Source organism: Pseudonocardia kongjuensis, from assembly GCF_039526905.1.
Classification (GTDB): domain Bacteria; phylum Actinomycetota; class Actinomycetes; order Mycobacteriales; family Pseudonocardiaceae; genus Pseudonocardia; species Pseudonocardia kongjuensis.
In genome coordinates, this window is sequence record NZ_BAAAJK010000027.1 from 205379 (window position 1) to 227575 (window position 22197).

Genomic DNA, 22197 nt, shown 5'->3' on the forward strand with positions numbered 1-22197 from the left:
GCTCGGGGTGGTGGATCGAGGGGGCCGCCGGGCTCAGTGCCGCAGCCCGCGTTCCTTGAGCAGCGGCATGACGTGCGTGCCGAAGGCCTCGACGCTGCGCGCCGGGTCCCAGAAGCACATCGCGACGTGCTCGACGCCCGCCTCGTACAGGTCGGCGAGCTCGTTCGCGACGGTCTCGTAGGAGCCGACGATCTGCCGCCCGCTGATGCCGAGACCGAGATTGCGGACCCAGTTCTCGTTCACCTGGGCGTCGAGGGCCTCCGAGGGCACGCCCCGGTACCGCGAGTACAGGTTCTGCACGGCCGCGACGTCGATCTCCTGCTCGAGCCAGGCCATGGTCGCGGCGGCCTTCTCGTCCGTCTCGTCCATCACGACGAAACACATCCCGCAGATCCGGACCTGGCGGTCGTGCGACGCGGCCGCAGCACGGACCTTGGCCGCCGTCGTCGCGTAGCTGGCCTTGACCGCGTCGCTGTCGTGGCCGCCGGACTGGAGCCCGGCGATGAAGATCGCGTCGCACTGCCGGGCGGCGAAGTCGATGCCCAGATCGGAGGAGGCCGCGCTCATCAGCAGCGGGCGCGGGCTGCTCGTCGGCCTCGGGTTCACCTGGGCGCCGTAGGCCTGGAAGTACTTCCCCTCGAAGTCGACCGGCTCGGCCGAGGTCCACAGGTACTTCAGCAGCGTGCAGAACTCGTCGGCCATGGCGTAGCGCTCGGCCGAGGAACGCGTGATACCGCGCTCGTCGGCGTCCGGGTCCCGCTCGGTGCCGAAACCGAAGCCGAACTGCGCGTAGTCGGCGAGATCGTAGGCCGCGACGATGTTGACGCCGAGCCGGCCGCCGGAGACGTGATCGGTGGCGGCGGTCAGCTTCGCGACCAGCAGCGGATGGAAGTCGTAGCCGACGTGCACCGTGGTGAACAGGCCGAGCCGGTCGGTGACCGCCGCCGATGCGGCCGCACCGGTCGCGAAGTCCAGGCCCGCGCCGTTCCAGTTGGTCGCGCCGCCGTAGCCGCTCCACATGCCGTACTGCAGCTGGCTGTCGAAGCCGACCCGCTCGGCGGTCCGCAGCAGCTCGCGCGACGCGGGCCAGGCCCACTGGTCGGCGTAGCGCCCCTCGTCGGTCAGCACCGCCTTCGTCGCCGCCAGCCCGGACCGGACGTTCCAGGCGAACAGCGAGACGTGCAGCGGGTGGTCGCGCTCCAGGGACGGCTGGCCGCCGGGATCGAACGGCCCGCGGATCACCTCGGCCGGCACGCTCGCGCGGGGTTGCAGCTTCTTGGCCTGGTCGATGCTCATCGGCCCTCCCCAGGGCTCGGTGTGGATGCGCCGCGTCCGAACCGCTCGTGCAGCCGGGGCAGCACGTCGGTGCAGAAGCCGCGCAGGAAGCGTTCCTGGTCGTGCCCCGGACCGTGGAAGACGAGGTGGTTGAAGCCGACCTCGACGTAGGGCGCGATCCGCTCGACGACCTCCTCCGGGTCGTCGGAGACGATGAAGCGGGTGTGCGCCCGATCGAGGATCCGGTCGGCCGCCTGCTCCATCTCGAGTGCGTCGTCGATGCCGGTCTTCTCCTCCGGCCTGAGCGCGAGCGGGGCCCAGAAGTGGCAGGCCTCCTCCGCGTACCGCACGTCCTTGTCGTAGGAGACCTTGATCTCGATGAACCGGTCGATCCGGTGCACGTCACGGCCGGCGGCGGCGGCGCCCTCGGCGAGCGCGGCGAGCAGGTCCCGGTACAGCTGGGGGTCCTTGCCCGAGGTGGCGATGTAGCCGTCGCCGACCCGGCCGGCCAGCTTCGCCGCGAGCGGGCCGGACGCGGCGAGGTAGATCGGGATCTGCTGCTCCGGGCGGTCGTAGATGGTCGCCCGGTCGGTGCGGTAGTACTCGCCCTCGAAGGTGACCCGGTCCTCGGACCACAGCTTCCGGATGAGCTCGAGCGACTCGCGCAGCATCAGCCTGCGCTCCTTCGGGCCCGGCCACTCGCCCGCGGTCGCCGGCGTCTCGTTCAGCGCCTCGCCGGTGCCGACCCCCAGGAAGACCCGGCCGGGGTTCAGGCAGGCCAGCGTGGCGAACGCCTGCGCGACGACCGACGGGTGGTAGCGCATCGTCGGCGTCAGCACGCTGGTGCCGAGGGTCGCCTGCCGGGTGCGCTCCCCCAGCGCACCCAGCCACGGCAGCACCGCCGGGGTGTGCCCGCCGTGGTGGCGCCACGGCTGGAAGTGGTCGGAGACGGCGATCGTCTCCAGGCCGAGCTCCTCGGCCAGCATCGAATAGTCGACCAGGGCGCGCGGGCCGAACTGCTCCGCGGACGCCTTGTAGCCGTACTTCATGGGACCTGCTGTGACTGACGACACCCGCAGAACCTTACTGTAACTCTGCTGAGTTGACAACAACGATTCGCGGCGGGCGGCGCGGGCGCGGGCACCCCCCGGGGACGCGTCGAGCCCGGTACGGGGAGTCCCCGTACCGGGCTCGGCGCCGGCAGTGCCGTGCGGGTGGCGTCGGCCGGTCAGTACGTGGGCGGGGTGGCCACCCAGAGGAAGCGGGTCGGAACCGGGCCGGTGTTGGTCCACTCGTGCTCGATCGTGCTGGGGTAGTAGAGCGACTCCCCCGGCCGGACCTTGAAGCGCTGCCCGGTCCCGAGGCGCACGTCGAGCACGCCCTCCAGGATGAACAGCACCTCCTCGCCCTCGTGGACGCTGGACTCGCTCGACTCGGCCGACGGCTCCAGGGTGATCAGCATCCCGTCGAGCAGCGTCTGCCCGTTGATCAGCTGCTCCGCCCGGTACCCGTGAATCGTGCTGACCTTGCGCTTCCCGGCGCTGGACAGCTGGACGAGCTCGGTCGTGTCGGTACGCAGCACCGCGGAGACGGTCGAGCCGTACACGTGCGTCAGCCGGTGCAGGCTCTGCGAGGACACCCCGGTCTGGTCCCGCTCCAGTGCACTGAGGAACGACGGCGACAGCTCGGCCTGCTCCGCGGCCTGGCCGAGCGTCATCCCCGCGTCCTGGCGGAGCTTGCGCAGTCGCGGACCGATCGCCGGCTCCGCGTCGGACGCGGCCGGCGCGGGCGCCGGCTCGTCACCGTCCTGCAGGGCCCGCCGGATGCCCTCGATGTTGAGCCGCTCCACCTTCCGCAGGTGCGCGATGCGGCGGAGCCGCTGCAGGTCGGCCTCGTTGAAGTAGCGGTAGCCGTTCGAGCCGCGATGGGCGCTGACCAGGCCGTTGCGCTCCCAGACCCGCACCGTCGTCGGACTGACGTCCGCGATCCGGGCCGCCTCCTGGACGCGGTAGACACCACCCTGTCCCGCCGGTGCGGCCGGCCCGCGCTTGGACGGGGCGGGACGTTCGGACATGGGGGTTCCTTCCGTACACCGGCTCGGACGTCGTGAGCCCGGACCGACGATACCGGCGCCGGCCGTGACCGAACCCCGCGCCCCGGCCGCGCCGGGGCGCGGTGCGCACCACGCCGGCCGGCGGCGCATCCGCCGGGTTCGTCCCCCGGCGCCCCGATCGGCACCGAACTCTGCTGGAGATCCGCCGTCTTGGCGCACTCCGGCAGGGGGACCCGGCGGACCGCGGTCAGGTCGCGGTGACGACCGTCTTCGTCTGCGTGTACCGGTCGATCGCCGCGGTCCCGCTCTCCCGGGCGCGGCCGGACTGCTTGTAGCCGCCGAACGGCAGTGCCGGGTCGAAGGCGTTGTAGCAGTTGATCCACACGTTCCCGGCCTGCAGGTCCCTGGTCATCCGTTCCGCGGTCGCCAGGCCCCCGGTGAACACGCCCGCGGCCAGCCCGTACGGCGTGTCGTTCGCGAGCCGGACCGCCTCGTCGATCCCGTCGAACGGGGTCACCGACAGGACCGGGCCGAACACCTCCTCGCGCTCGACGGCCATCTCGCGGGTGGTCCCGGTCAGCACGGTCGGCGCCACGTAGTGGCCGGGGCCGTCGACCGCGTCGCCCCCGCAGGCCGCCCGCGCGCCGGCCAGCAGGCCGGACCCGACCAGGCCCAGCACGCGTTCGCGCTGGGCACCGGAGATCAGCGGGCCGGTCGTCGTCGAGGGGTCCAGCGGCGGCCCGACCACGAGGGCGCCGGCCACGGCGCACAGCCCGGCCAGCACCTCGTCGAACACCTGCCGGTGCACGAACACCCTGCTCGGCGCGGTGCAGAACTGTCCGGAGAGGAGGAACGCGTTGCCCGCCACCGTCTCCACCGCGGCGTCGAGGTCCGCGTCGGGGAACACCAGCGCCGGCGACTTGCCGCCGAGCTCCAGCGAGACCGGGGTCAGGTTGGCCGCCGCGGCGGCGGCGATCCGCTTCCCGGTCACCGTCGACCCGGTGAACGAGATCGCGTCCACCCCGGGATGCTCGACGAGTGCCGCCCCGGCGACCGAGCCCAGGCCCGGGACGACGTTGAGCACGCCCGGCGGCAGTCCGGCCCCGGCGAACAGCTCGGCGACGCGCAACGCCCCCAGCGGGGTCTGCTCGGCGGGCTTGACCACCGCCGTGTTCCCGGTCGCGAGCACGTTCCCGATCTTGTCGAGCAGCATCGCGGCCGGCGAGTTCCAGGGCAGGATCATCGCGACCACGCCCAGCGGCTCGCGCAGGACCCGGGCCCCGAACCGGTCGCCCGGCAGGCCGGACGGGGCGAGCGCGTCACCGCTGATCCGCGCCGCGGTGCCCGCCGCGTACTCGAGCGACCCGACCCCCGCGGCGATCAGCTCCCGGGAGAGCCCGATCGGGATGCCGGCGTCGATCGCGTCGAGCTGCGCGAGCTCGTCGGAGTGCCGGTCGACCACGGCCGCCGCCGCACGGATCAGCCGGCCGCGGTCGGACGCCGCGAGCCAGCGCCAGTCGTCGGCCTCGAACGCCGCCCTGGCGCTGGACACCGCGCGGTCGACGTGCTCGGCTCCGGCGATCGCGACCTCGGCGATCCGCAGTCCGGTCGACGGGTCCTCGACGGCGAGCGGCGGTGCGTCACCGACCGGCACGCCGCCGATGAGCATCGGCCGGCTCACCTCGAGCCACGCCCGCAGCGACGGCTGCACCCCGGCGAGCGTCCCGGCCCCGTCACGTGTCGATGTCATCGTCCCCACCCGTCTCCCGTCCACGCAGCAGATCGGCTGCCTTCTCCGCGATCATCACCGTCGCCGCGTTCGGGTTGCAGGACACCAGCGTCGGCATCACCGAGGCATCCGCGACGCGCAATCCGTGCACGCCCGCCACCCGCAGCTGCGGGTCCACCACGGCGCCGGTGTCCGAGCCCATCCGGCAGGTGCCGGCGAGGTGGAAGTAGCTGCCCGTCGCGTCCCGGACGGCGCGTTCGAGCCCGTCGCGCCCCAGCCGGAGCAGCGCGGTGCTCTCCGAGCGGCCGCCCCATTCGTCGAACACCCCGGTCGCGACGATCTCCTCGACCAGCCCGATCCCGGCGGCCAGGACGGCGACGTCGGCGGGGTCGCTGAGATAGCGGGGGTCGATGACCGGTGGCCGGTCCGGGTCGGCCGATCCCAGCCGTACCGTCCCGCGGCTGCGCGTCCGCATCAGGCCGACGGCGAAGGTGATGCTGTTCGGGAACGGTTCCTGCCACTCGTAGTGGAAGTCCATGCCGGCGGCGGTGACGTGCAGGTCGGGGGCGGCCGAGTCCGGGTCGCTGCGGGCGAGCAGCGTCGCGGCGGGCCGCAGGTACTCCGGCGGCAGCGGCCGTTCGGCCCGGTACCGGATGCCCGCCAGCAGCGGATGGTCCTGCAGGTTGTGCCCCACCTCGGGGGCGTGCACGGCCGGCTCGATCCCGAGCGCGGACAGCTCGTCGGCGGGCCCGACACCGGAGAGCAACAGCAGGTGCGGCGAGCCGACGGCGCCCGCGCAGAGCACGACCTCCGAGGCCGCCGTCGCCAGCTGCCGGGTGCCGTCCCGGTGGTACTCCACCCCGGTGCAGCGGCCGCCGTCGATCCGCAGCCTGCGGACCGCGGCGTGCTGCCGGACGGTCAGGTTCGGCCGGTCCATCGCCGGGCGCAGGTACGCCGAGGCGGTGCTCTCCCGCCGGTCCCGGACGATCAGCGCGTCCGGGAACCCGACGCCCAGCATGGCGGCGCCGTTGAGGTCCGCCACCTGCTCGTGCCCGGCCCGGCGGGCGCCCTCGGCGAAGCGCAGGCCGACCGGATCGGAGGTGCCGGACGGGCGCGGGTGCAGCGGGCCGCCCCGGCCGCGGTAGCGGGGATCGCCGTCCGGGACGTCCTCGGAGCGCCGGAAGTACGGGAGCACCCGCGCGTGCTCCCAGCCGTGCGCGCCATCCTCGGCCCACCCGTCGAAGTCGGCGGCGTGACCGCGCAGGTGCACCATGTTGTTGATCGAGCCGGAGCCGCCGAGCACCCTGCCGCGGGCCGCCAGGCAGGTCCGCCCGGTGCCCGGCTGACGGACGGTCTCGAAGCCCCAGTCGGCGTCGCTGCCGAGCAGCGCGGGCCACTGCTCCGGCGACTCCACGTCGGGCCGCCGCTCGTCGCCGCCCGCCTCGATCAGCAGCACCGACGTCCGCGGGTCCTCGGTGAGCCGGGCCGCCAGGACGCACCCGGCCGTGCCGCCGCCGACCACCACGTAGTCGTGGTGGTCGGCCGGTGCGCCGGTCATCTCGGGTCGTCGATCGCGTTCAGCACCTCGAACGCGGCCTCGGACGAGCGCCCCAGCATGGACACGACCGGATGGGTCACGCCGGCGTCGACCAGCGCCTGCAGCTTCGCCCGGCACAGCTCCGGCGGGCCGGCGATGCTGAGCGTGTCGATCATCTCCGGGGTGACCGCCGCGGCCACCTCGCGCACCCCGCCGGAGGCGAACGCGGCACGCAGCCGGTCGGCGAGCCCCGGATCGAGCCCGTTGCCCGCCAGGATCCGTTCCGCCTCCGGGGCCAGCATGAGCACGCCGAGCAGCGGCCCGACGATCCGCTGCGCGGCCTGTTCGTCGTCGGCGACGGCGAGCAGGACCATCGCGGCGATGTCGACGTCGGCCGGATCGCGGCCGGCCTCGACGGCGCCGGCCGCCACGTCCTGCACCGCCTGCCGGACGAACTCCGGCGAGGTCTGCGGCACGAACGCGCCCGCGCCGCGCCGTCCCGCGAGCTGGAGCATCTTCGGGCCGACGGCCCCCACGTAGATCGGGAGCGGGCGGGCGCCGCGGATCACCAGGCGGGCGCCGCGCGCGGTCACCACCTTGCCCTCGTACCGGACTTCCTTGCCGGCCGCCAGCTGTTCCAACACGTCGATCGCCTCGCGGACGGCGGTGAGCGGACGGGAGCCGTCGTAGCCCATCTGGTCGGCGACCTGGTGCTGGGCGCCGGAGCCGATCCCGATGACGGCGCGGCCGGCGCTCAGCTCGTCCAATGTCGCGAACGCCATCGCGAGCGCCGCCGGATGCCGGGTGTAGGGGTTGAGCACCGACGTCCCCAGCATCACCCGCTCGGTGGCGGTGGCGACCGCGGCCAGCGACACCAGCGGATCGCGGGCGTAGTAGCCGTCGGCCATCCAGACCGAGTCCAGGCCCGCCTGCTCGGCCTTGCGGGCGAGCTCGGTCATCCTGTCGGTGGGGACGTCGCCCGCGAACCAGATCCCGCGTCGCAGCATCAGACCTTCTCCTTGACCTCGTCGGCATCGTCTTCGGTGAACCACGCGGCGACGGCCGTCCGCGACGGCTTGTCCAGGCCGCCACGCGGGATCTTCGCGACCACCCGGACGTCGCGGGGGATCTTGAACGACGGCAGCGCCGCGCCGAGCGCCGTCGCCACCGCCTCCCGTACCGCCTCCGGGTCGTGCCCGGCGACGACCTCGACGGCGAGTCCGACGTCCTCGCCGAGCACCGGATGCGGGATCGCACAGGCGACCGCGCCGGTCACCCCCGGGACCCGGGCCGCGACGTCCTCGACGTCGAAAGGGTCGAACTTGTAGCCGCCCCGGTTGATCCGGTCACCGACCCGGCCGCGGATGACGTAGGCGTCCCCCCGCCGTTCCACGACGTCGCCGGTGTGGACCCAGCCGTCGCGGACCCGCTCGGCGGTGAGATCGGGCCGGTCGAGATAGCCCTCCATCATCCCGAAGGACCGCATGACCAGCTCGCCCTCGCGTTCGACGTCCCGGCCGTCCGCGTCGACCAGCCGGATCTCGACCCCGTCGAGCGGCCGGCCGGCGCCGTGCGCGTCGGAGTCGATCGCGACCGTCATCCCGGCACACGTCTCGGTCAGCGCGTAGGCGTTGACCAGCCGGGCGCCGCCGGGGCGGGCGAGGAACCAGTCCACGTCCACGCCGGCGGGCGACTGGCCGATCACCACGTAGGTGCGGGCGGAGGGCACGGCGTCCGGCTCGGCCTGGCGCCACAGCGCGAGATGCGCCGGTGCGCCGTAGAACACGGTGCCCTGCACGCTGCGCATGAACTCGCCGAACGTGGCGGCGTCGAACTTCGGGAGCACGTGCATCCGTGCCCCGGCGTCCAGGCCGACGTTGAGCAGACCGTTGGTGGTGGCGGCGCTGCCCGCCGGGAACGCCGAGACGATCGTGTCGTGCCCGCCGATCGGCTCGCCGGGCTGGTCGAACGACACCCGCCCGGCGAACGCCAGCTGGGTCGCCATGACGGCGGCCCAGGCCAGCGCCCAGTGGCTGAGCAGGATCCCCTTCGGCTCGCCGGTCGTACCGGAGGAGAACGAGATCTCGGCCATCGGGTGCCCCCACCGGTCGAGCAGCGGCTCCCCGCGCGGTGCGGCGGCCGGCCGGACGGTCCGGCCGGCGCTGCCCAGGACGGTGCCCGCCCCGGCGAAGTCGATCTGCCGGCGCAGGTCGTGCGCGGGCACCTTCGGGTTCAGCACGAGCGCGGGACGCCCGGCGGCGTGCGCGGCGACGTAGCTCACCGCGAACTCGGTCACGTCCGCGACGTCGTAGAGCAGCGCGACCGGCGAGACGTCGCCGCGCAGCGACCCGGCGCGCCGTCGGGACCGCTCGTGCCACTCCGCATAGGTCATCCACCGGCCGGCGTAGCCCAGGGCGGGCCGGTCGGGGTCCGCTGCCGCCCAGTGCGCGACCCGCTCGTGCGAACGGACCTCGCGGACGTCGTCGGGCGTCCGTCTCACTGCTCGTCCGACGCCCAGACGAACTCCTGGAACTCCACGAGCATGCCGTGGAAGGTGCGCGGGTTCGTCCACACGACCCGGTTGGTGAGGTAGCGGCGGCCGGCGTACTCGCCGTTCTCGAACAGCCGCGGCTCGTCCTCCACCAGGCCGACGCCGGCCGCGCGGAGCCGCTCGATGGTGGCGTCGAGGTCGCTCACCTGGATGATCGAGTTGAAGTACCCCTCGCCGCGGCGCTTCACGGCCCGGCCGATCGGCCCGGTCCCGTCGACCATGTCCTGCATGAGGTTGATCCGCTGGTCGCCGACGTGCACGTAGGCGAACTTCATCTCGATCCCCGGGTCGGGGGCCTCGATCACCGGGCAGGCCTTCGTCCCGAAGACGGCCTCGAACTTGGCGATCGCGGCGTCCAGGTCCTCGACCGCCAGGCCGAGCTCCTGCACACCCAGGAACACGCTCTCGTCACTCACTGGTCGTTCTCCTCGGTTCGGTTCCGGTCAGAGCTGGTAGGTCAGGCCCGGCGCCATGGCGTCGGTCAGTGCGAAGGACTCCCGGGCGAGGGAGAGGTCGGCCAGCGGTGTCACGTTGAGCAGCACGACGTGCTCGAGGCCGGCCCGCACGTAGGGCTCGAGCTGGCGGGTGATGTCGTCCGGGGAGCCGTGCAGGACGTGCTCCCGCACCACCTCCGGCGGGATCGAGTCGATCATCTTGAGGATCTCGTCCCGGCCGTACCGGCCCGGGATGTACTCGGTGATCCCGACGGCGGACGCGCCGAGCGGATGGGCCGCGCCGTGCCGTTCGTAGGCCGCGGCGGGCAGCGTCAGGCACATGCCCTTGACGAAGGGGTGGTCCAGCAGCGGTTGCGCCGCGTCGACGTCGGGGGCGACGGCGGTGAAGCCGAACAGCCCGAACGTGAAGGGGTCCTGCTCCCGGCCGGCGCGGGCCCGGGCCGTGTCGATCCGGCCGACCCGGTCGGCGTAGTCCTCCGCTGTGATCATCGCCGGCAGCCAGCCGTCGCCGAGCTCGCCGGCCACCCGGCACATGCGCGGGCCGGTGCCGCACAGCCACAGCTCGGGGAAGCCGGACTCCGGGGCGGGCAGACCGAACACGGCGTCGTCGAACCGGAAGTGCTCGCCCTCGAAGGCGACCGGCCCGTCGCTGCCCCAGAGGGCGCGGATGACCCGGATCGACTCCTCCATCCGGCCGACCGGCCGGTCGAACGGGAGACCGAAGGGAAGGATGTTCTCCCCCTCGCCGCCCCCGATGCCGAGGATCGTGCGACCGCCGGCGATGTGCTGCAGGGTGAGGAACTGCTGGGCCAGCGCGACCGGATGGCGCCGGATCGACTCGGTCGTGATGCCGATCGAGATGGTCGAGGTCACCGAACCGGCGACGGCCATCGCGGCGACCGGGTCGAAGAAGGTGTCCGGGTTCGTCCCGGGGCGCGCGACCGCGCTGATGTCCGGGGTCCAGATCGACCGCGGGACCCAGCCCATGTAGTGGTCCCCCCACCACATCGACGCGTAGCCCGCCTTCTCGGCGGCCTGCGGGCGCGCGGTGAGCATCGACGCGGGTGGGCCCATCGGGCCACCGATGCCGACGGCGACGGTGCGGGTGGTTGGCTCGCTCATGAGGTCTCCCGGGGGGTGAACATCGGGATCTGGTGGCCGTCGACGGTCGGCTCGAAGACCACCCGGACCGGCAGGCCGATGTGGACGGAGTCGGGCTCGCAGCCGACGATGTTGCTCTGCACGATCAGGCCGCCCCGTTCGTCGCCCAGCTGCACCATCGCGGCGACATAGGGCACGATCTTCTCGAAGCCCTCGGTGTCGTTGCGGTGGATCGTGCTGTGCGTGAAGACGGTGCCGGTGGTCGCCTCGCGCTCGTCGAGCTCGGTCGACCAGCAGTGACAGCAGAAGCCGCGGTACGGGAACTGGAACTCCTGGCAGGAGCGGCACTGCTGGACGACGAAGCGGCCGGCGTCGGCCGCGTCCCAGAACGGCCTCGTCTCGGGCGTGTGGGTGGGCAGCGGGCGTTCCCACGACATGGCGCTCACCGGTCCTTCGACAGGATGGCGACGGCCGAGCCCTGCACGCCCATGTAGGCCGAGCCGGTGCCGTACACGAGGGCGAACTCGGGATCGGCGACCTGGTAGCCGGGTGCCTCGCCGCGCAGCTGGCGGACCGCCTCGATCAGCAGGAACAGGCCGCGCCGGCCGGGGTGGTTGGAGCAGAGGCCGCCGCCGTCGGTGTTCACCGGCAGCGGCCCGCCGGGGGCGATGCCGCCCGCCTCCACGAAGGCCCCCGCCTCGCCGGGCGCGCAGAGGCCGAGCCCCTCCAGGCCGAGGATGGTGGCGATGGTGAAGGCGTCGTAGACCTGCGCCACGTCGACGTCGGACGGCCGGATCCCGGCCATCGCGTAGGCCCGGTCGGCGGACTCGCGGGTGATCCCGGCGAAGTCCCGGTTCCAGTCGGCGTAGCCGCCCGAGGAGTTCGCGACGGCCTCGCCGAAGCCGAGCACCCAGACCGGTTCCTTGCGCAGCTTCGTCGCCCGGTCCGGTGTGGTGAGCACGATCGCGCCGCCGCCGTCGGTGATGACGCAGCACTCCAGCCGGTGCACCGGCGAGGCGATCACCGGTGAGGAGAGCACCTCGTCGACCGTGATCGGGCGGCGCGCGAAGGCGTCCGGGTTCAGCGCCGCGTACTGGCGCGCGGTGACGGCCACGGCGGCGGACTGCTCCGGCGTGAGGCCGTACTCGAACATCTGGCGCTGCATCAGCATGCCGATGTAGCCGATGATCGTGGTGCCGTAGGGCTCCATGAACGCGTCCGGGAACGGCATCGTCGGCCGGCCGATCAGGTCGCCGAAGTTGCGCGTGCCGACCTTCACCGCCTGCGACCGGGTGCACGCGCCGTAGCTGATGACGGCCGTCTCGATCACCCCGGCCTGGATCGCCATCACCGCGCGGTTGAGGAACAGCCCGAACGCCGCGCCGCCGATGTCGGTCTCGTCGACGAACCGCGGCCGCAGGTTCAGGTAGTCGCACATCATCGACGCGGCCGACTCGCGCAGGTAGCCGGCCTCGGGCGAGGTGGCGACGGTGAAGAAGGCGTCGACGTCGGACCGTTCGAGGCCCGCGTCGGCCATCGCACCGATGACGGACTCGGCCTGCATCAGCCACTCCGACTTCTCCGGGGCGACCCGGAGCGGGTGCTCGTACGCGCCGACGATGGCGGCACTCCCACGGAGCTCACTCATGTGAGCCGACCGGGGTCTCGAAGGCTGCTCTCATGGTGGCAGACCTTACTGAAACTCCGATGACTTGTCAAAGTTCTGCAAGGTTCTCGCAGTGCTGCTGGGGCGGCTCGTGGCCGTTGCGCGTCGGGGTGCATGTGCGGTTAGGACGAGGAAATCTCGGTGGGAGCATCGCACGGGATCGACCCCGGGGCGGGCCGGCCCGCGGCGGAGGTGTCAGGATTTCACAGGCCTACCGCTGAGACGTAGCCCCAGTGGATACGCAGACGCCGCGCGCCTCCCCTCCCGGCGCGTCCGCTCCGGGTCGCCCCGGGCCAAGGGCTCCCGCCCGCCGCTCCGGGGCCGCGACCTCGTGTCAGACCTGTGCTTGCCGGTCGAACAGGCCGGCGGGGTCGACGCTGTAGGCGATCATCCAGCTGGGTTCGATGCGGTACCAGATGCTCTCCTCCCAGAACGGCCCCTCTCCGTCGTCCTCGTAGTGGTCGACGAGGTGGTCGCGGACCGCCGGCCAGGCCGGGTCGTCGTCCGCGCCGTCGGGGTTCAGCGCGACGGCGTGCCCGTGCGTGAAGATGCCGAGCTCCTCGCCGCGCATGAAGGTCGCGCTGATGCCCGGCCGCGCCGCGAGATGACGGGCTTTCGCCGCCCGGCGGTGCGTGCCGACGACCCAGCGGCCGTGCAGGAGGTGCCCGTCGGCGCCGCTGATCCGGGGCTCGCCCCGGCGGGTGACCGTGGCGATGGCCAGGGTGCACATGCCGCGGCAGACCCGGACGACCTGCTCGGCGTCCAGGGTCCGCTCGCCCTGCCGGACGATCGACCTGAGGTGGCTGCTGGAGCCGGCCAACGAGGTGTCGAGGAGGACCTGGAGATCGTGGAGCTCGTCGGGCGTCTCGAACATGCGGTCAGGTAAGCAGAGGCCACCGACAACACCGGTCCGGCGCAGCCGGGTTGTCCTCGGGGCGCTGCCCTCGATGCTCGCACGGCACGTCCCACCCTGCGGGTCCGGCCGCCCTCCGGGACCGGCCGGGGCGGGCTGCCGCCCTGCTCCCCCGGCTCCGGCCCGCGCCGTTCCGGACACCCGACCGCCCGGCGAGGGCGGGGGCACGTTCCGCGCGGAAACGTCGCCGCGGACCCACGACAGTTCTACCGTCGCGACATGGTCTCCGTACTGGTCGAGGATCTTCCGCCCGCGACGTCCGAGTTCCTGAGCCGCCGAGCCCGGCGCTCCGGTGCACCGTCGGTCGCCGAGCACGTGCGTCATGAGCTGATCACGCTGGCGCGGAACCACGATCCCGTCGACCAGGTCGTACAGATCATGGAGGAGACCCGCCCGCACGCCCTCGAGCCCGAGATCGACGCGGACGCGGTGGTGCTCGCCGACACCTACCGGCTGCCGGCCGACGTCTGGACCACGCTCTGCCGTCGGGCAGCCGCCTCCCATGCCGCCGTCAGCGAGTACGTGCACGGCGAACTCGTCAGAATGGCTCGTCACCCCACGGTCGACGACGCCATGTGGGAGCTCGGCGAGATCCAGGCTGCAGACCCGAGCCTGGAGATCGACGTCGACGAGGTCCACAAGGCGATCCGCCACGCGCGCGGGCTCGACTGAGCACGACCTGTGCGAGCAGCAATGCTTCCGGCAGTCCGACCTCGGTCACTGCAGGCTGTCATCCGGCCACCGACGAGGCTTCGGTCCACTCCGGATTGCTGCGTGCAGGCCGTCGCCGCGTGCTGGTACCTGCGTCGCTCCTTCCCTGTCTACCGGACCCAGCGGGAGGCGATCGGCCCAGCGCCACCAGCTGGCCGCAACGTCCGCAGTGCCGACACTGTCCGAGCGCTGGGTCCTGCAAACGATGCAGGAGCTCCGAGACGGGGACCGGCCTCGACGCGGCCAACGTCCGCCGCGGCCTCACCGGGTCCGGTATCGACGCAGCTGGGTGGAGGCCGCGCGAGCTACGGCACAGCTTCGGGTCCCTGCTGTCCGACAGCGGCGTGCCGGTCGACCAGGCTCGTCGGCCACGCGAGCGGCATCTCGGTCACCGAACTCGTCGACCGCAAGCAGATCCGGCCCGTCATCGACGAGGGCGCCACCGCGATGAACGACCTCCTCCAAGAGGAACAGCGATAGTCAGGCAGTTCGACACGCAGCACACCCGAAACGACGAAACGCCTGGTTACATCCGGCTACCTGAGCCTGTGACCGGAGGTTTTGACTGTGGGCGATATTGGGATCGAACCAGTGACCTCTTCGGTGTGAAAGCTGTCCCGACGTGTCAGGCGGTGCCGGTTGCTCCCGGCAACAGACCTGTAACCAGCAGAGGCGTGACGGCTCGTAGCGGCTCAGACCGCGGCTCGCTGGCGCACCTGCTGCCGAAATGCTGCCTTCGATCATGAGCAGGGACCCGCTCGTCAGTACAACCGCGGTCGCTTGGCGGTCTCCTTCGGCGCCCCCGGGGGCAGCCTATGAGGTGTGTATCCGTCGCCCTGGCGACAGACATCGTTCCCAAAAGCATCCCGCCACAAGCCTTCATCGAGCCATACGTCTCGATCACATGCCGAGCAGTGGCTGGCAGGCAGGCGAGCGAGAAGGAGGTCACGAGAGTCCGCCCAGTCGAGCAGCTTCTTTCCGAGGTCGCGCGCGTCGGCGGTGTCCTGGATCCGGACCCACAGTGGGCGACCCGAGCTGTTCCTCCCGCCGTCCTCACCGATTGTTGCGTTCATGCGGAAGATCGCCGTTCGCGCCCCGGCGCCAATGGAGTCCTGGTAGTCGGCTCGCCACATCTCTTTGGTCACGATCAGTCGATCGCGTGGCCGTCAGTCGACGTTACCTGGCTGCTACACGGGCGGCAGACGACCGGGCGCGACTCGTCTCTCCCTTCGAGAGGGCCCTGACGTCGACTAAGATGATCAACACGATCCTACCGTCCCCAAGGCTCTCGCGGGCGGGCAGCACCGCCGTCACAGACTGTTTCCGCAGGTCAATCCACGTCGACGTAATAACTGTCGGTGGCCGCACGTACGCTTGCGCCATGCCGACCGACTGGGAGTCCATCCTCCGATCCTGGGTGAAGCGACCCAGCGACAACGAAGAGTCGAAGCGCGACAGGACTGAGAAGGAGATTCGCGCCGCCCTAAGCGCATCGGATGCACTTAAGAATATCAGCTATAAAGTGTACGCTAAAGGGTCTTACGCAAATAATACTAACGTGCGGCTCGACTACGACGTTGACATCGCAATCGAGTGCAATGAGTTCTATTATTACGATAGTCAGGGAGCGCCTGCCAATATCGAACAGAAGTTGGCTCTAGTCGAGAGTCGAATTCCGGCCTACAAGGGTGGGTACACACATCAACAGTTTAAAGCAGACGTAGAAGCGGCCCTCGTAGCGTACTACGGGAGTTCTGCCGTAACTCGCGGCAATATGGCTATGCGCGTGCGCGAGAAGAAGACAACGCTCCCTGCAGACGTGGTGCCTTGCTATGAGTATCACTATAATTACAACGCGGACTTCGCCGGTAATCCGGTTTACCACCAGGGGACACGAGTATACCGCGACTCCGGGGGGCATATAGATAATTGGCCTGTCCAGCAGAAAAGCCAAGGAAACTTGAAGAACAGTTTGACGGCGAAGCGATATAAGAGAATGGTTCGAGCCCTGAAGCGACTAGAAAATACTCTGGTCGACCGCGGATTGATTGACGATCTGCCGTCATTCTTTATCGAATGTCTAGTTTACAATGTTCCAAACGACCGATTCAATCATACGACGTACGTTGCCGACATGCGTTCAGTGCTTGCGTATATATTCAACGAGACAATGTCCGCCACGCAATGTAACGAATGGACGGAGGTGAATGAAAGAAAATGGCTATTTCGGCCGAGCCAGGGATGGAACTTTCGGCAAGCCCATCAACTCGCGGATGCCGCGTGGGATTATATCGGATTCGAGTAGTCGCCGACCAGGGCGTTATGGAGAAGTCGCGAGCGTACTCGAACCCTCCTAGACTCTGAGAAAGTGGAGGTCAGTAGTGGGCAGACCAGATAGAGCTGTCCGAATAGCGGCTACATTCGTCAGTGTCGCGTATACGCTCGCGCTCTACTGGAGCGGGATTCGCCTCGGAACCGACCTCCGCAAAGGACTTGCTTACTTGCCGGCTGTTGCAGTGCTCGCTGTCATAGCTTGGGACGTTCAGGTGTGGCGATGGCCACTAATCCACCGATTGACAGGGCGCCCCCGAATCGACGGACTCTGGCATGCATCGTTGGAGCCCACACCAGAGAGCCATATCCCACCGGAAGGGAACCGCGGCCCGATCGAAGCATATCTTGCAATTTCGCAGACATACTGGCGATTCAGCGCCAGATTAATCACTAAGGAGAGCCATAGCACTACACGCTCCCACTTCTGGATACAAGAGAATAGTCAGGATCTCGAATGGGTATCCTTTATTTACGACAACTCGCCTCGGCAGCGCTATCAGCACCGCAGTTCTCGCCATCTCGGCACGTGCACTCTTAGGCCTGGTTCTAGAATCCCCGAGAAGATGTCAGCAACCTACTTCACTGATAGGTACACGCAGGGTGACATTCAGTTACAGCTTATAGGTCGCGACGGCACGGTAGCCGCCTTCAATGAGGCCGAAGAAAAGCGGGCCGAATTAGAGACGGCGAGAGACCGAAGCCGGGCACGTAAAGCCAAGCTACGCGCGTGGCTGCCACCTAAATGGCGACAGCAAAGTGGACGATCGCCTGAGACCGTTTCCCGATCTAACTAGCAATTGAAGCATACGTATCACGTACACGATCTATGCGTTGATCGACTACGCAGGCGATTTCCTCCCAGTTCGCACCCCGCAGCCGAGCTTCTCTAACAAGGCCCCAACGAGCTGTGGTCAGAGCGTCTACGAGATCGCGGGTGGTGGTGGTGGTGGTGGTGGTGGCAAGTACGTGCATCGGGTCGACAATGCGCTCGTCTCGCAGCCGACGATATTCGTCGGTGAGACTATGGCACTCTTCCGCTTCCAGTTCGCGGCTCCGGCGATCGGCACCGTTCCATTGGTGCCAGTTGGTCATGGTCTCGAACATTTCGGACGTGGTGGGCATCATGCTGGCCTCCGCGATCGTGGGGGCCTGTCGGCCCCGTCCCGGGTGGCGGGTGCGTTCCCCCGTCACCGCGCGAAGGCGCCCTCGTGGCCTCGGAGGCTCGATGTCAAGGGCCGCCGGAGGCGGTCGGCGTCAGCCGATGCGTAGCACCCTTGATATTGAGTGAGGCCATGTGAAGCTCCAGGGGCCGTCAGGCTCCCGCCGGAGGCGGTCCATCCGATCTCATGGCCCGCGCGGCCCTGAGCGCGAACTTGACCTGCACGTAGCCGTCCGTCCGCGTCGGCTTGTCCCTGTCGTCCAGCTCGTCGGCGGTCGGGACTTCGGCGTTCTTGGCTGGCCTGACTCCGTGGCGGGCGTGCGCGCGCCGGCCGCCGGGCCGAAGGTGTAGGCGTGCCGGCTGCGACGCCGCCCGTCCGGCCCGTCAGGGCCGGCTTGAAGACGTAGAGAAAGTCCTCACCGGACGGAGACCGCCGTGTCGCGGCTAGAAGACGTAGGGGTTCGTTGACGCCCGGGACGCCCGGCGGTGTCGTCGGCAGGGTCTGACGCCCACAGTTCTGGTGCTGGTCTTCAGTTCACCGGCCGTCGCGGAGGGCGGCTGGGAGTGGCAGGTCACGGACAGTACGGCCTGATCTGCTGCGGCTCGCTAGTCGTGTAGCAACGGGAGCAGGTCGCCGTACAGTTCCGGGGAGAGCGCGACCGTGCTAGTCGATGTCAGCGAATGCGGTTCACCGTGCCGGTCCACGACGAGGGCGCCGGCCTCGCGAACGAGCAGGCTTCCCGCGGCGGTGTCCCATGGCTTGTTGGCGAGGATGACGGTGGCGTCGAGCTTTCCGTGAGCGACCCATGCCAGGTCGGCGGCGGCAGATCCGACCATGCGGATCCGCTCGACGCGTTCGGCGAGTCGGGACGTGATGGCCAGGCGGTCGACGTTCTTCTCGGTGGCGTCGTCGCCGACGGCGTAATCGCCGAGGGAGACCATCGCGTCCTGTAGGGAGGCGGTGGGGCGGGATCGGATGGTCTCGCCGTTGCAGCGGGCTCCGCCGTGCTGGGTGGCGGTGTAGTGCAGGCTGATGGCGGGCAGGCTGATCAGGCCGACGACCGGTTGGCCGTCCTCGACCAGGGCGAGCGACACGGCGTAGAGCGGCAGTCCTCGGACGAAGTTCGCGGTTCCGTCGACGGGGTCGAGAACCCAGAGTGTTTCCCGGTCGTCGGATTCTCCTTCTTCCTCGCCGAGGAATCCGATATGCGGTGTTTCGTTCGCGAGGAACTCGCGGAGTTGATTCTCGACGGCGTAGTCGACCTCGCTGGCGATATCGCGGTCACTTTTGAGGGTGACCCTTCCGGGGTCGCGTGACGCGATGACGTCGAGTGCGATTTTCATGGCGGCCTGGCCGATTCCGAGGAGGTCGGAGGCGGTCGTCATCGCGGTTCCGCGCGTTCCCAGAGCGATTCGAACACGCCTGTAAAGATACCGTACAAACCGGTCTCGCCGTCGGAGGCCCGGTCGGCGATGAAGGTCGGTGCGTCCAATCCTCGCACGTCGGGCAGGTAGGGCTGAACGACGCAGGTCCGGTCGTCGACGATGGTGATGTTGAACCGGATCGTCTCGTCGTAGGTGCGGATGTGAAGGCGTTCGGCCGAGTCCGGGGACAGCTTCCGGCGGAGCCGCTCGGTCACCTCGATGTTCAGCTCGGTGAGCATCGACAGGTGCCCGGGGGTGAGTCCTTCCTCGGCCTCGCGGGCCTGGATCGCCGCGCCGCGGGGTCGCAGGAACATCAGCTGCAGCGTGCAGCCTGCGTCGAGCAGCGCCCCCAGGGCCCGGTCGCCGTACTGCTGGCAGAGCATGTTCAGCGACAGCCCTGCCGAACGGACCGACATCGCGCCGTCGAACAGGACCGCGGGCGGGAGCTCGTGGGTGAACTCGGTGCGGCTGGTGAACACCGCGGACAGGTCCGCCAGACGGTGGGGCCTCTCGATGACCTGCGGGAGTTGCGCGGCCGCCCGGGGGCCGGCCTCAGCCGGACGAAGGCGAGGTTGCAGCGGCACCCCCTCGTGCCAGGGGGCGAACAGCTCGTCGGCGGTCCATCCGGGCAACATCGCTTCCAGGACGCGGCAGTGCCCCGGGTGCGGGAGCCGGGTCATCACCCCGCCGAGCCACCGGTAGAAGGTGGCCTTGCTCGGCCCGCCTCCGATCAGTTCCTTGTCGATCGTGCTCGCGGCCTTGTCGTAGGCCCGCACGAACTGCCGGTGCTCCTGAAGGTGCTGCTGCTTGAGCAGGTTCTTCAGGACCGTCTCCGTGGTCGCCATCAGTCCCCCTCCGTGGCCCTGACCAGCAGTCTAACCCTGATGAGACAAAAATGAGACTCATTTGGGAGAACGTGGGTCGAAGTGGTTCACGATCGCGACAGAGACGATCGTTTCACCAGGTCAGCCTGGTCTCAGTCGCTCCCGAGTGGTTCGGGTGATCAGCGGCTGAGTCCCAGGAGGACCGTCATGGCAACGATCAAGGTGGACACCAGCGGCACCCGCTACACCGTCGGTGCGGCGCCGCGTCCGAAGAACGACATGGACGGGCGGCAGCGCACCGACCGGCAGACCGGGACGCCGTTGTTCACCACGCAGCTGGTCAAGGTCGACGCCGAGGGCGCGGAGATTCTGACGATCACGACGCCGGGTGCACCGCAGGTGGATCAGGGCGCGGAGGTGCGTCCGGTCGGGCTGATCGCGATTCCGTGGCAGCAGGGCCAGCGCGCGGGGGTGGCGTTCAAGGCGGACCGGATCGAGCCCGCGCACGCACCGGCGTCGAAGGCGTCCTGACCCGCTCCCCGGTGGTCGGGGGTGCGGGTATCCGGGGCTGACTTCCCTGCAGCCCCGGGTGTCCGCGCCCCCGGCGTTCGTCGCACTCGCTCCTGTCGGTGTTCGCTGCTCGTGTCTGGAAGGGCCCTGGTCATGGCTCGTACTGCGTCGTCGTCCCGCTCGTTCGGAGTCGGCCGGTCCCGTGTCGATTCCTTCGAGATCATCTCCGCGCCGCCCCGCAACCCGGTGGTGCGGGTCCTGGCGCTGCTGCTGCGGCTGCGCGCCGAACTGTTCGTCCTGGCCGTGCTGCTCACCGCCTGGGTCGCCCTGGGCCCCGACCGCATCCCCGGCCCGGACGGGGCAGCGGTGGAGGTCCCCGGGACGGGTCTGGACCCGACCGGCCGCGCCCTCGTGTTCGCGGCGGCCGCCGGGGTGCTGATCGGGGTGCCGTGGACGCGCCGGTTCCTGTTCCACCGCGCCCAAGCGGTGCTGACCCGGCATCGGGTCCGGCAGGGCCTGTTGGAGTGCCGGGTCCTCAACGCCCGCTCCCGCGCCTGCCCGCTCACCTTGTGGGCCCGACCCACCCGGGTCGGCGAGGTCGTGTGGGTGATCCTGCGCGCCGGGATCGCGGCGCACACCGTGGCCGAGCAGGCCGAGGAACTGGCCTCGACGTGCTTTGCCCGCGAGGTCCGGGTGACAGCGTGGCCGAAGCTGACCACTGTGGTGCGGGTCGAGATCATCCGGCGTGATCCGCTGGAACCGAACCTGATCCGCTCGGACCTGTTCCGCTACGCCGCAGGCGACCCGCACGAACCCGGCTGGCCGGCCCCGGAGCCCGCCCCGGTGGGTCCCGCTCCGCGTCGCGAGCCCGCCCGCCCGATGCTGCCGCCGGCGCCGCGTCCGGCGATCGACGGCCCGGCCGATGGTGGCCGGGGTGGGGACTGGTCGGACTATGTCTGAGCACCCGAACCCGGCCACCATGCCGCTGCCGGTGCCAGAGGGCCCGGAACCGGATCGCTGGGTCCGCCCGCTGCTGGTCGCCGCCCGCTGGGCCCAGGATGCCGCTGCTCGCCGCCGGGCTCGTCGTGAGCCGTCGGGGCCGTCGATCTGGGGACCGATCCACCTCGGTACCGCAGAGGACGGGCGCCCGATCCGGGTCCCGCTGATCTACCGCAACATGCTCGTGGCCGGTGAGCCGGGCGCAGGGAAGTCGGTGGGGCTCAACAACATCGTCGCCCACGCCGCCCTGTCGGTGGACTGCCGGCTGTGGCTGTTCGACGGCAAGATCGTCGAACTCGGATTGTGGCGGAGCTGCGCGGAACGGTTCGTCGCCAACGACCTGTCCGACGCGATCTCGGCTCTGCTGGACCTGCAGTCGGAGATGGACTCCCGCTACGCCGTGCTCGACGACCAACGGCGCCGCAAGGTCGCCCCCACCGACGGGGTGGCGCCGATCGTGGTCGTGCTCGACGAGCTGGCCTACTTCTCGGCCACCGTGGGCACCAAGCGTGAGCAGGAAGCGTTCTCGGTGCTGGTCCGCGACCTCGTGGCCCGCGGGCGTGCGGCGGGGGTGATCGTCATCGCCGCCACCCAGCGGCCGTCGGCCGACATCATCCCCACATCGCTGCGGGATCTGTTCGGGTACAAGTGGGCGTTTCGCTGCACCACCGACACCAGCTCGGACATCGTGCTCGGTCACGGCTGGGCCTCGCGCGGCTACACCGCTGCGAGCGTCGCGCCGGAGGCGAAGGGGATCGGGTTCCTGCTCGCCGAGGGTGGTGTTCCGCGCCGGATCAAGGCCGCACACCTGTCCGACGAGCAGGTCTATGCCCTGGCCGACCGTGCCGCGCGGCGACGGCTCGCAGCTGGGATCGCCCACGGCCAGGACCTCGAGCCTGTCAGATGGTCTGTGTAACAAGATCCTCTTGAGTTGAGGAGTACACAGATGTCCGTG

Annotated in this window: 21 protein-coding genes; 6 read left to right on the forward strand and 15 right to left on the reverse strand. The window is 70.0% G+C overall.

The window, feature by feature from the left end; translation table 11 throughout:
* Positions 1 to 33 precede the first annotated feature (33 nt).
* The 12 genes from ABD160_RS22250 to ABD160_RS22305 form a co-directional block, all read right to left on the reverse strand.
* Positions 34 to 1296 carry an LLM class flavin-dependent oxidoreductase gene (locus ABD160_RS22250; RefSeq protein ID WP_344025554.1) on the reverse strand — a complete coding sequence of 421 codons (1263 nt, stop codon included), beginning with the start codon at positions 1294 to 1296 and terminating at the stop codon, positions 34 to 36.
* Complete coding sequence (gene fgd / locus ABD160_RS22255; RefSeq protein ID WP_344025556.1) at positions 1293 to 2324, reverse strand: glucose-6-phosphate dehydrogenase (coenzyme-F420); 1032 nt, start codon at positions 2322 to 2324, stop codon at positions 1293 to 1295. Before fgd ends, ABD160_RS22250 begins: the two co-directional genes overlap by 4 nt.
* A gap of 179 nt (positions 2325 to 2503) precedes the next feature.
* Positions 2504 to 3349, reverse strand: coding sequence for a MerR family transcriptional regulator (locus ABD160_RS22260; protein ID WP_344025558.1), 846 nt, complete (start codon positions 3347 to 3349; stop codon positions 2504 to 2506).
* A 226-nt stretch (positions 3350 to 3575) separates the two neighbouring features.
* The gene (locus ABD160_RS22265) at positions 3576 to 5078 is read right to left on the reverse strand and encodes an aldehyde dehydrogenase family protein (protein WP_344025560.1); all 1503 of its coding nucleotides are present in this window, start codon (positions 5076 to 5078) and stop codon (positions 3576 to 3578) included.
* Positions 5062 to 6615 carry a GMC family oxidoreductase gene (locus tag ABD160_RS22270; RefSeq protein WP_344025562.1) on the reverse strand — a complete coding sequence of 518 codons (1554 nt, stop codon included), beginning with the start codon at positions 6613 to 6615 and terminating at the stop codon, positions 5062 to 5064. Before ABD160_RS22270 ends, ABD160_RS22265 begins: the two co-directional genes overlap by 17 nt.
* On the reverse strand, positions 6612 to 7601 hold the full coding sequence (locus tag ABD160_RS22275) for an LLM class flavin-dependent oxidoreductase (RefSeq protein ID WP_344025565.1): 990 nt from the start codon (positions 7599 to 7601) through the stop codon (positions 6612 to 6614). Before ABD160_RS22275 ends, ABD160_RS22270 begins: the two co-directional genes overlap by 4 nt.
* Entirely contained in the window at positions 7601 to 9094 is a 1494-nt protein-coding gene (locus ABD160_RS22280; RefSeq protein ID WP_344025567.1) for a class I adenylate-forming enzyme family protein, read from the reverse strand. Before ABD160_RS22280 ends, ABD160_RS22275 begins: the two co-directional genes overlap by 1 nt.
* Positions 9091 to 9561, reverse strand: coding sequence for a VOC family protein (locus ABD160_RS22285; protein ID WP_344025569.1), 471 nt, complete (start codon positions 9559 to 9561; stop codon positions 9091 to 9093). Before ABD160_RS22285 ends, ABD160_RS22280 begins: the two co-directional genes overlap by 4 nt.
* A 27-nt stretch (positions 9562 to 9588) precedes the next feature.
* Complete coding sequence (locus tag ABD160_RS22290; protein ID WP_344025571.1) at positions 9589 to 10722, reverse strand: LLM class flavin-dependent oxidoreductase; 1134 nt, start codon at positions 10720 to 10722, stop codon at positions 9589 to 9591.
* Complete coding sequence (locus ABD160_RS22295; RefSeq protein ID WP_344025609.1) at positions 10719 to 11138, reverse strand: Zn-ribbon domain-containing OB-fold protein; 420 nt, start codon at positions 11136 to 11138, stop codon at positions 10719 to 10721. The genes ABD160_RS22290 and ABD160_RS22295 overlap by 4 nt, the downstream gene beginning before the upstream one ends.
* A 5-nt stretch (positions 11139 to 11143) precedes the next feature.
* Positions 11144 to 12349, reverse strand: a complete 1206-nt coding sequence (locus ABD160_RS22300; protein WP_344025573.1) for a thiolase C-terminal domain-containing protein — start codon at positions 12347 to 12349, stop codon at positions 11144 to 11146.
* Positions 12350 to 12701: 352 nt separating this feature from the next.
* Entirely contained in the window at positions 12702 to 13241 is a 540-nt protein-coding gene (locus ABD160_RS22305; RefSeq protein ID WP_344025575.1) for a pyridoxamine 5'-phosphate oxidase family protein, read from the reverse strand.
* 258 nt (positions 13242 to 13499) lie between these two features.
* Between ABD160_RS22305 and ABD160_RS22310 the strand changes: the two genes are divergently transcribed.
* The 3 genes from ABD160_RS22310 (at position 13500) to ABD160_RS33365 (ending at position 17119) form a co-directional block, all read left to right on the forward strand.
* Complete coding sequence (locus ABD160_RS22310) at positions 13500 to 13952, forward strand: hypothetical protein (protein ID WP_344025577.1); 453 nt, start codon at positions 13500 to 13502, stop codon at positions 13950 to 13952.
* A 1420-nt stretch (positions 13953 to 15372) separates the two neighbouring features.
* Complete coding sequence (locus ABD160_RS22315; RefSeq protein WP_344025579.1) at positions 15373 to 16296, forward strand: nucleotidyltransferase domain-containing protein; 924 nt, start codon at positions 15373 to 15375, stop codon at positions 16294 to 16296.
* Between the two features lie 241 nt (positions 16297 to 16537).
* Positions 16538 to 17119: a Cap15 family cyclic dinucleotide receptor domain-containing protein gene (locus ABD160_RS33365; protein ID WP_425563646.1), complete on the forward strand. Its 582-nt coding sequence runs from the start codon at positions 16538 to 16540 to the stop codon at positions 17117 to 17119.
* On the opposite strand, the gene ABD160_RS22320 is transcribed toward ABD160_RS33365, so the two are convergent.
* The 3 genes from ABD160_RS22320 to ABD160_RS22330 form a co-directional block, all read right to left on the reverse strand.
* A complete protein-coding gene (locus ABD160_RS22320; RefSeq protein WP_344025581.1) occupies positions 17112 to 17450 on the reverse strand; it encodes a hypothetical protein in 339 nt (112 codons plus the stop codon). The two genes, ABD160_RS33365 and ABD160_RS22320, sit on opposite strands and share 8 nt — an antisense overlap.
* 640 nt (positions 17451 to 18090) lie before the next feature.
* Positions 18091 to 18870 (reverse strand): inositol monophosphatase family protein, encoded by a 780-nt coding sequence (locus tag ABD160_RS22325; RefSeq protein WP_344025583.1) that lies wholly within the window; start codon positions 18868 to 18870, stop codon positions 18091 to 18093.
* A complete protein-coding gene (locus tag ABD160_RS22330) occupies positions 18867 to 19754 on the reverse strand; it encodes a DUF5919 domain-containing protein (protein ID WP_344025585.1) in 888 nt (295 codons plus the stop codon). The genes ABD160_RS22325 and ABD160_RS22330 overlap by 4 nt, the downstream gene beginning before the upstream one ends.
* Before the next feature lie 186 nt (positions 19755 to 19940).
* Here ABD160_RS22330 and ABD160_RS22335 point away from each other — a divergent pair, with 186 nt between their 5' ends.
* The 3 genes from ABD160_RS22335 to ABD160_RS22345 all read left to right on the forward strand — a co-directional run bounded on the left by ABD160_RS22335 (position 19941) and on the right by ABD160_RS22345 (position 22158).
* Positions 19941 to 20264 carry a hypothetical protein gene (locus tag ABD160_RS22335; protein WP_344025587.1) on the forward strand — a complete coding sequence of 108 codons (324 nt, stop codon included), beginning with the start codon at positions 19941 to 19943 and terminating at the stop codon, positions 20262 to 20264.
* A 132-nt stretch (positions 20265 to 20396) separates the two neighbouring features.
* Complete coding sequence (locus ABD160_RS22340; RefSeq protein ID WP_344025589.1) at positions 20397 to 21203, forward strand: hypothetical protein; 807 nt, start codon at positions 20397 to 20399, stop codon at positions 21201 to 21203.
* The gene (locus ABD160_RS22345) at positions 21196 to 22158 is read left to right on the forward strand and encodes an FtsK/SpoIIIE domain-containing protein (RefSeq protein WP_344025591.1); all 963 of its coding nucleotides are present in this window, start codon (positions 21196 to 21198) and stop codon (positions 22156 to 22158) included. The genes ABD160_RS22340 and ABD160_RS22345 overlap by 8 nt, the downstream gene beginning before the upstream one ends.
* Positions 22159 to 22197 lie beyond the last annotated feature (39 nt).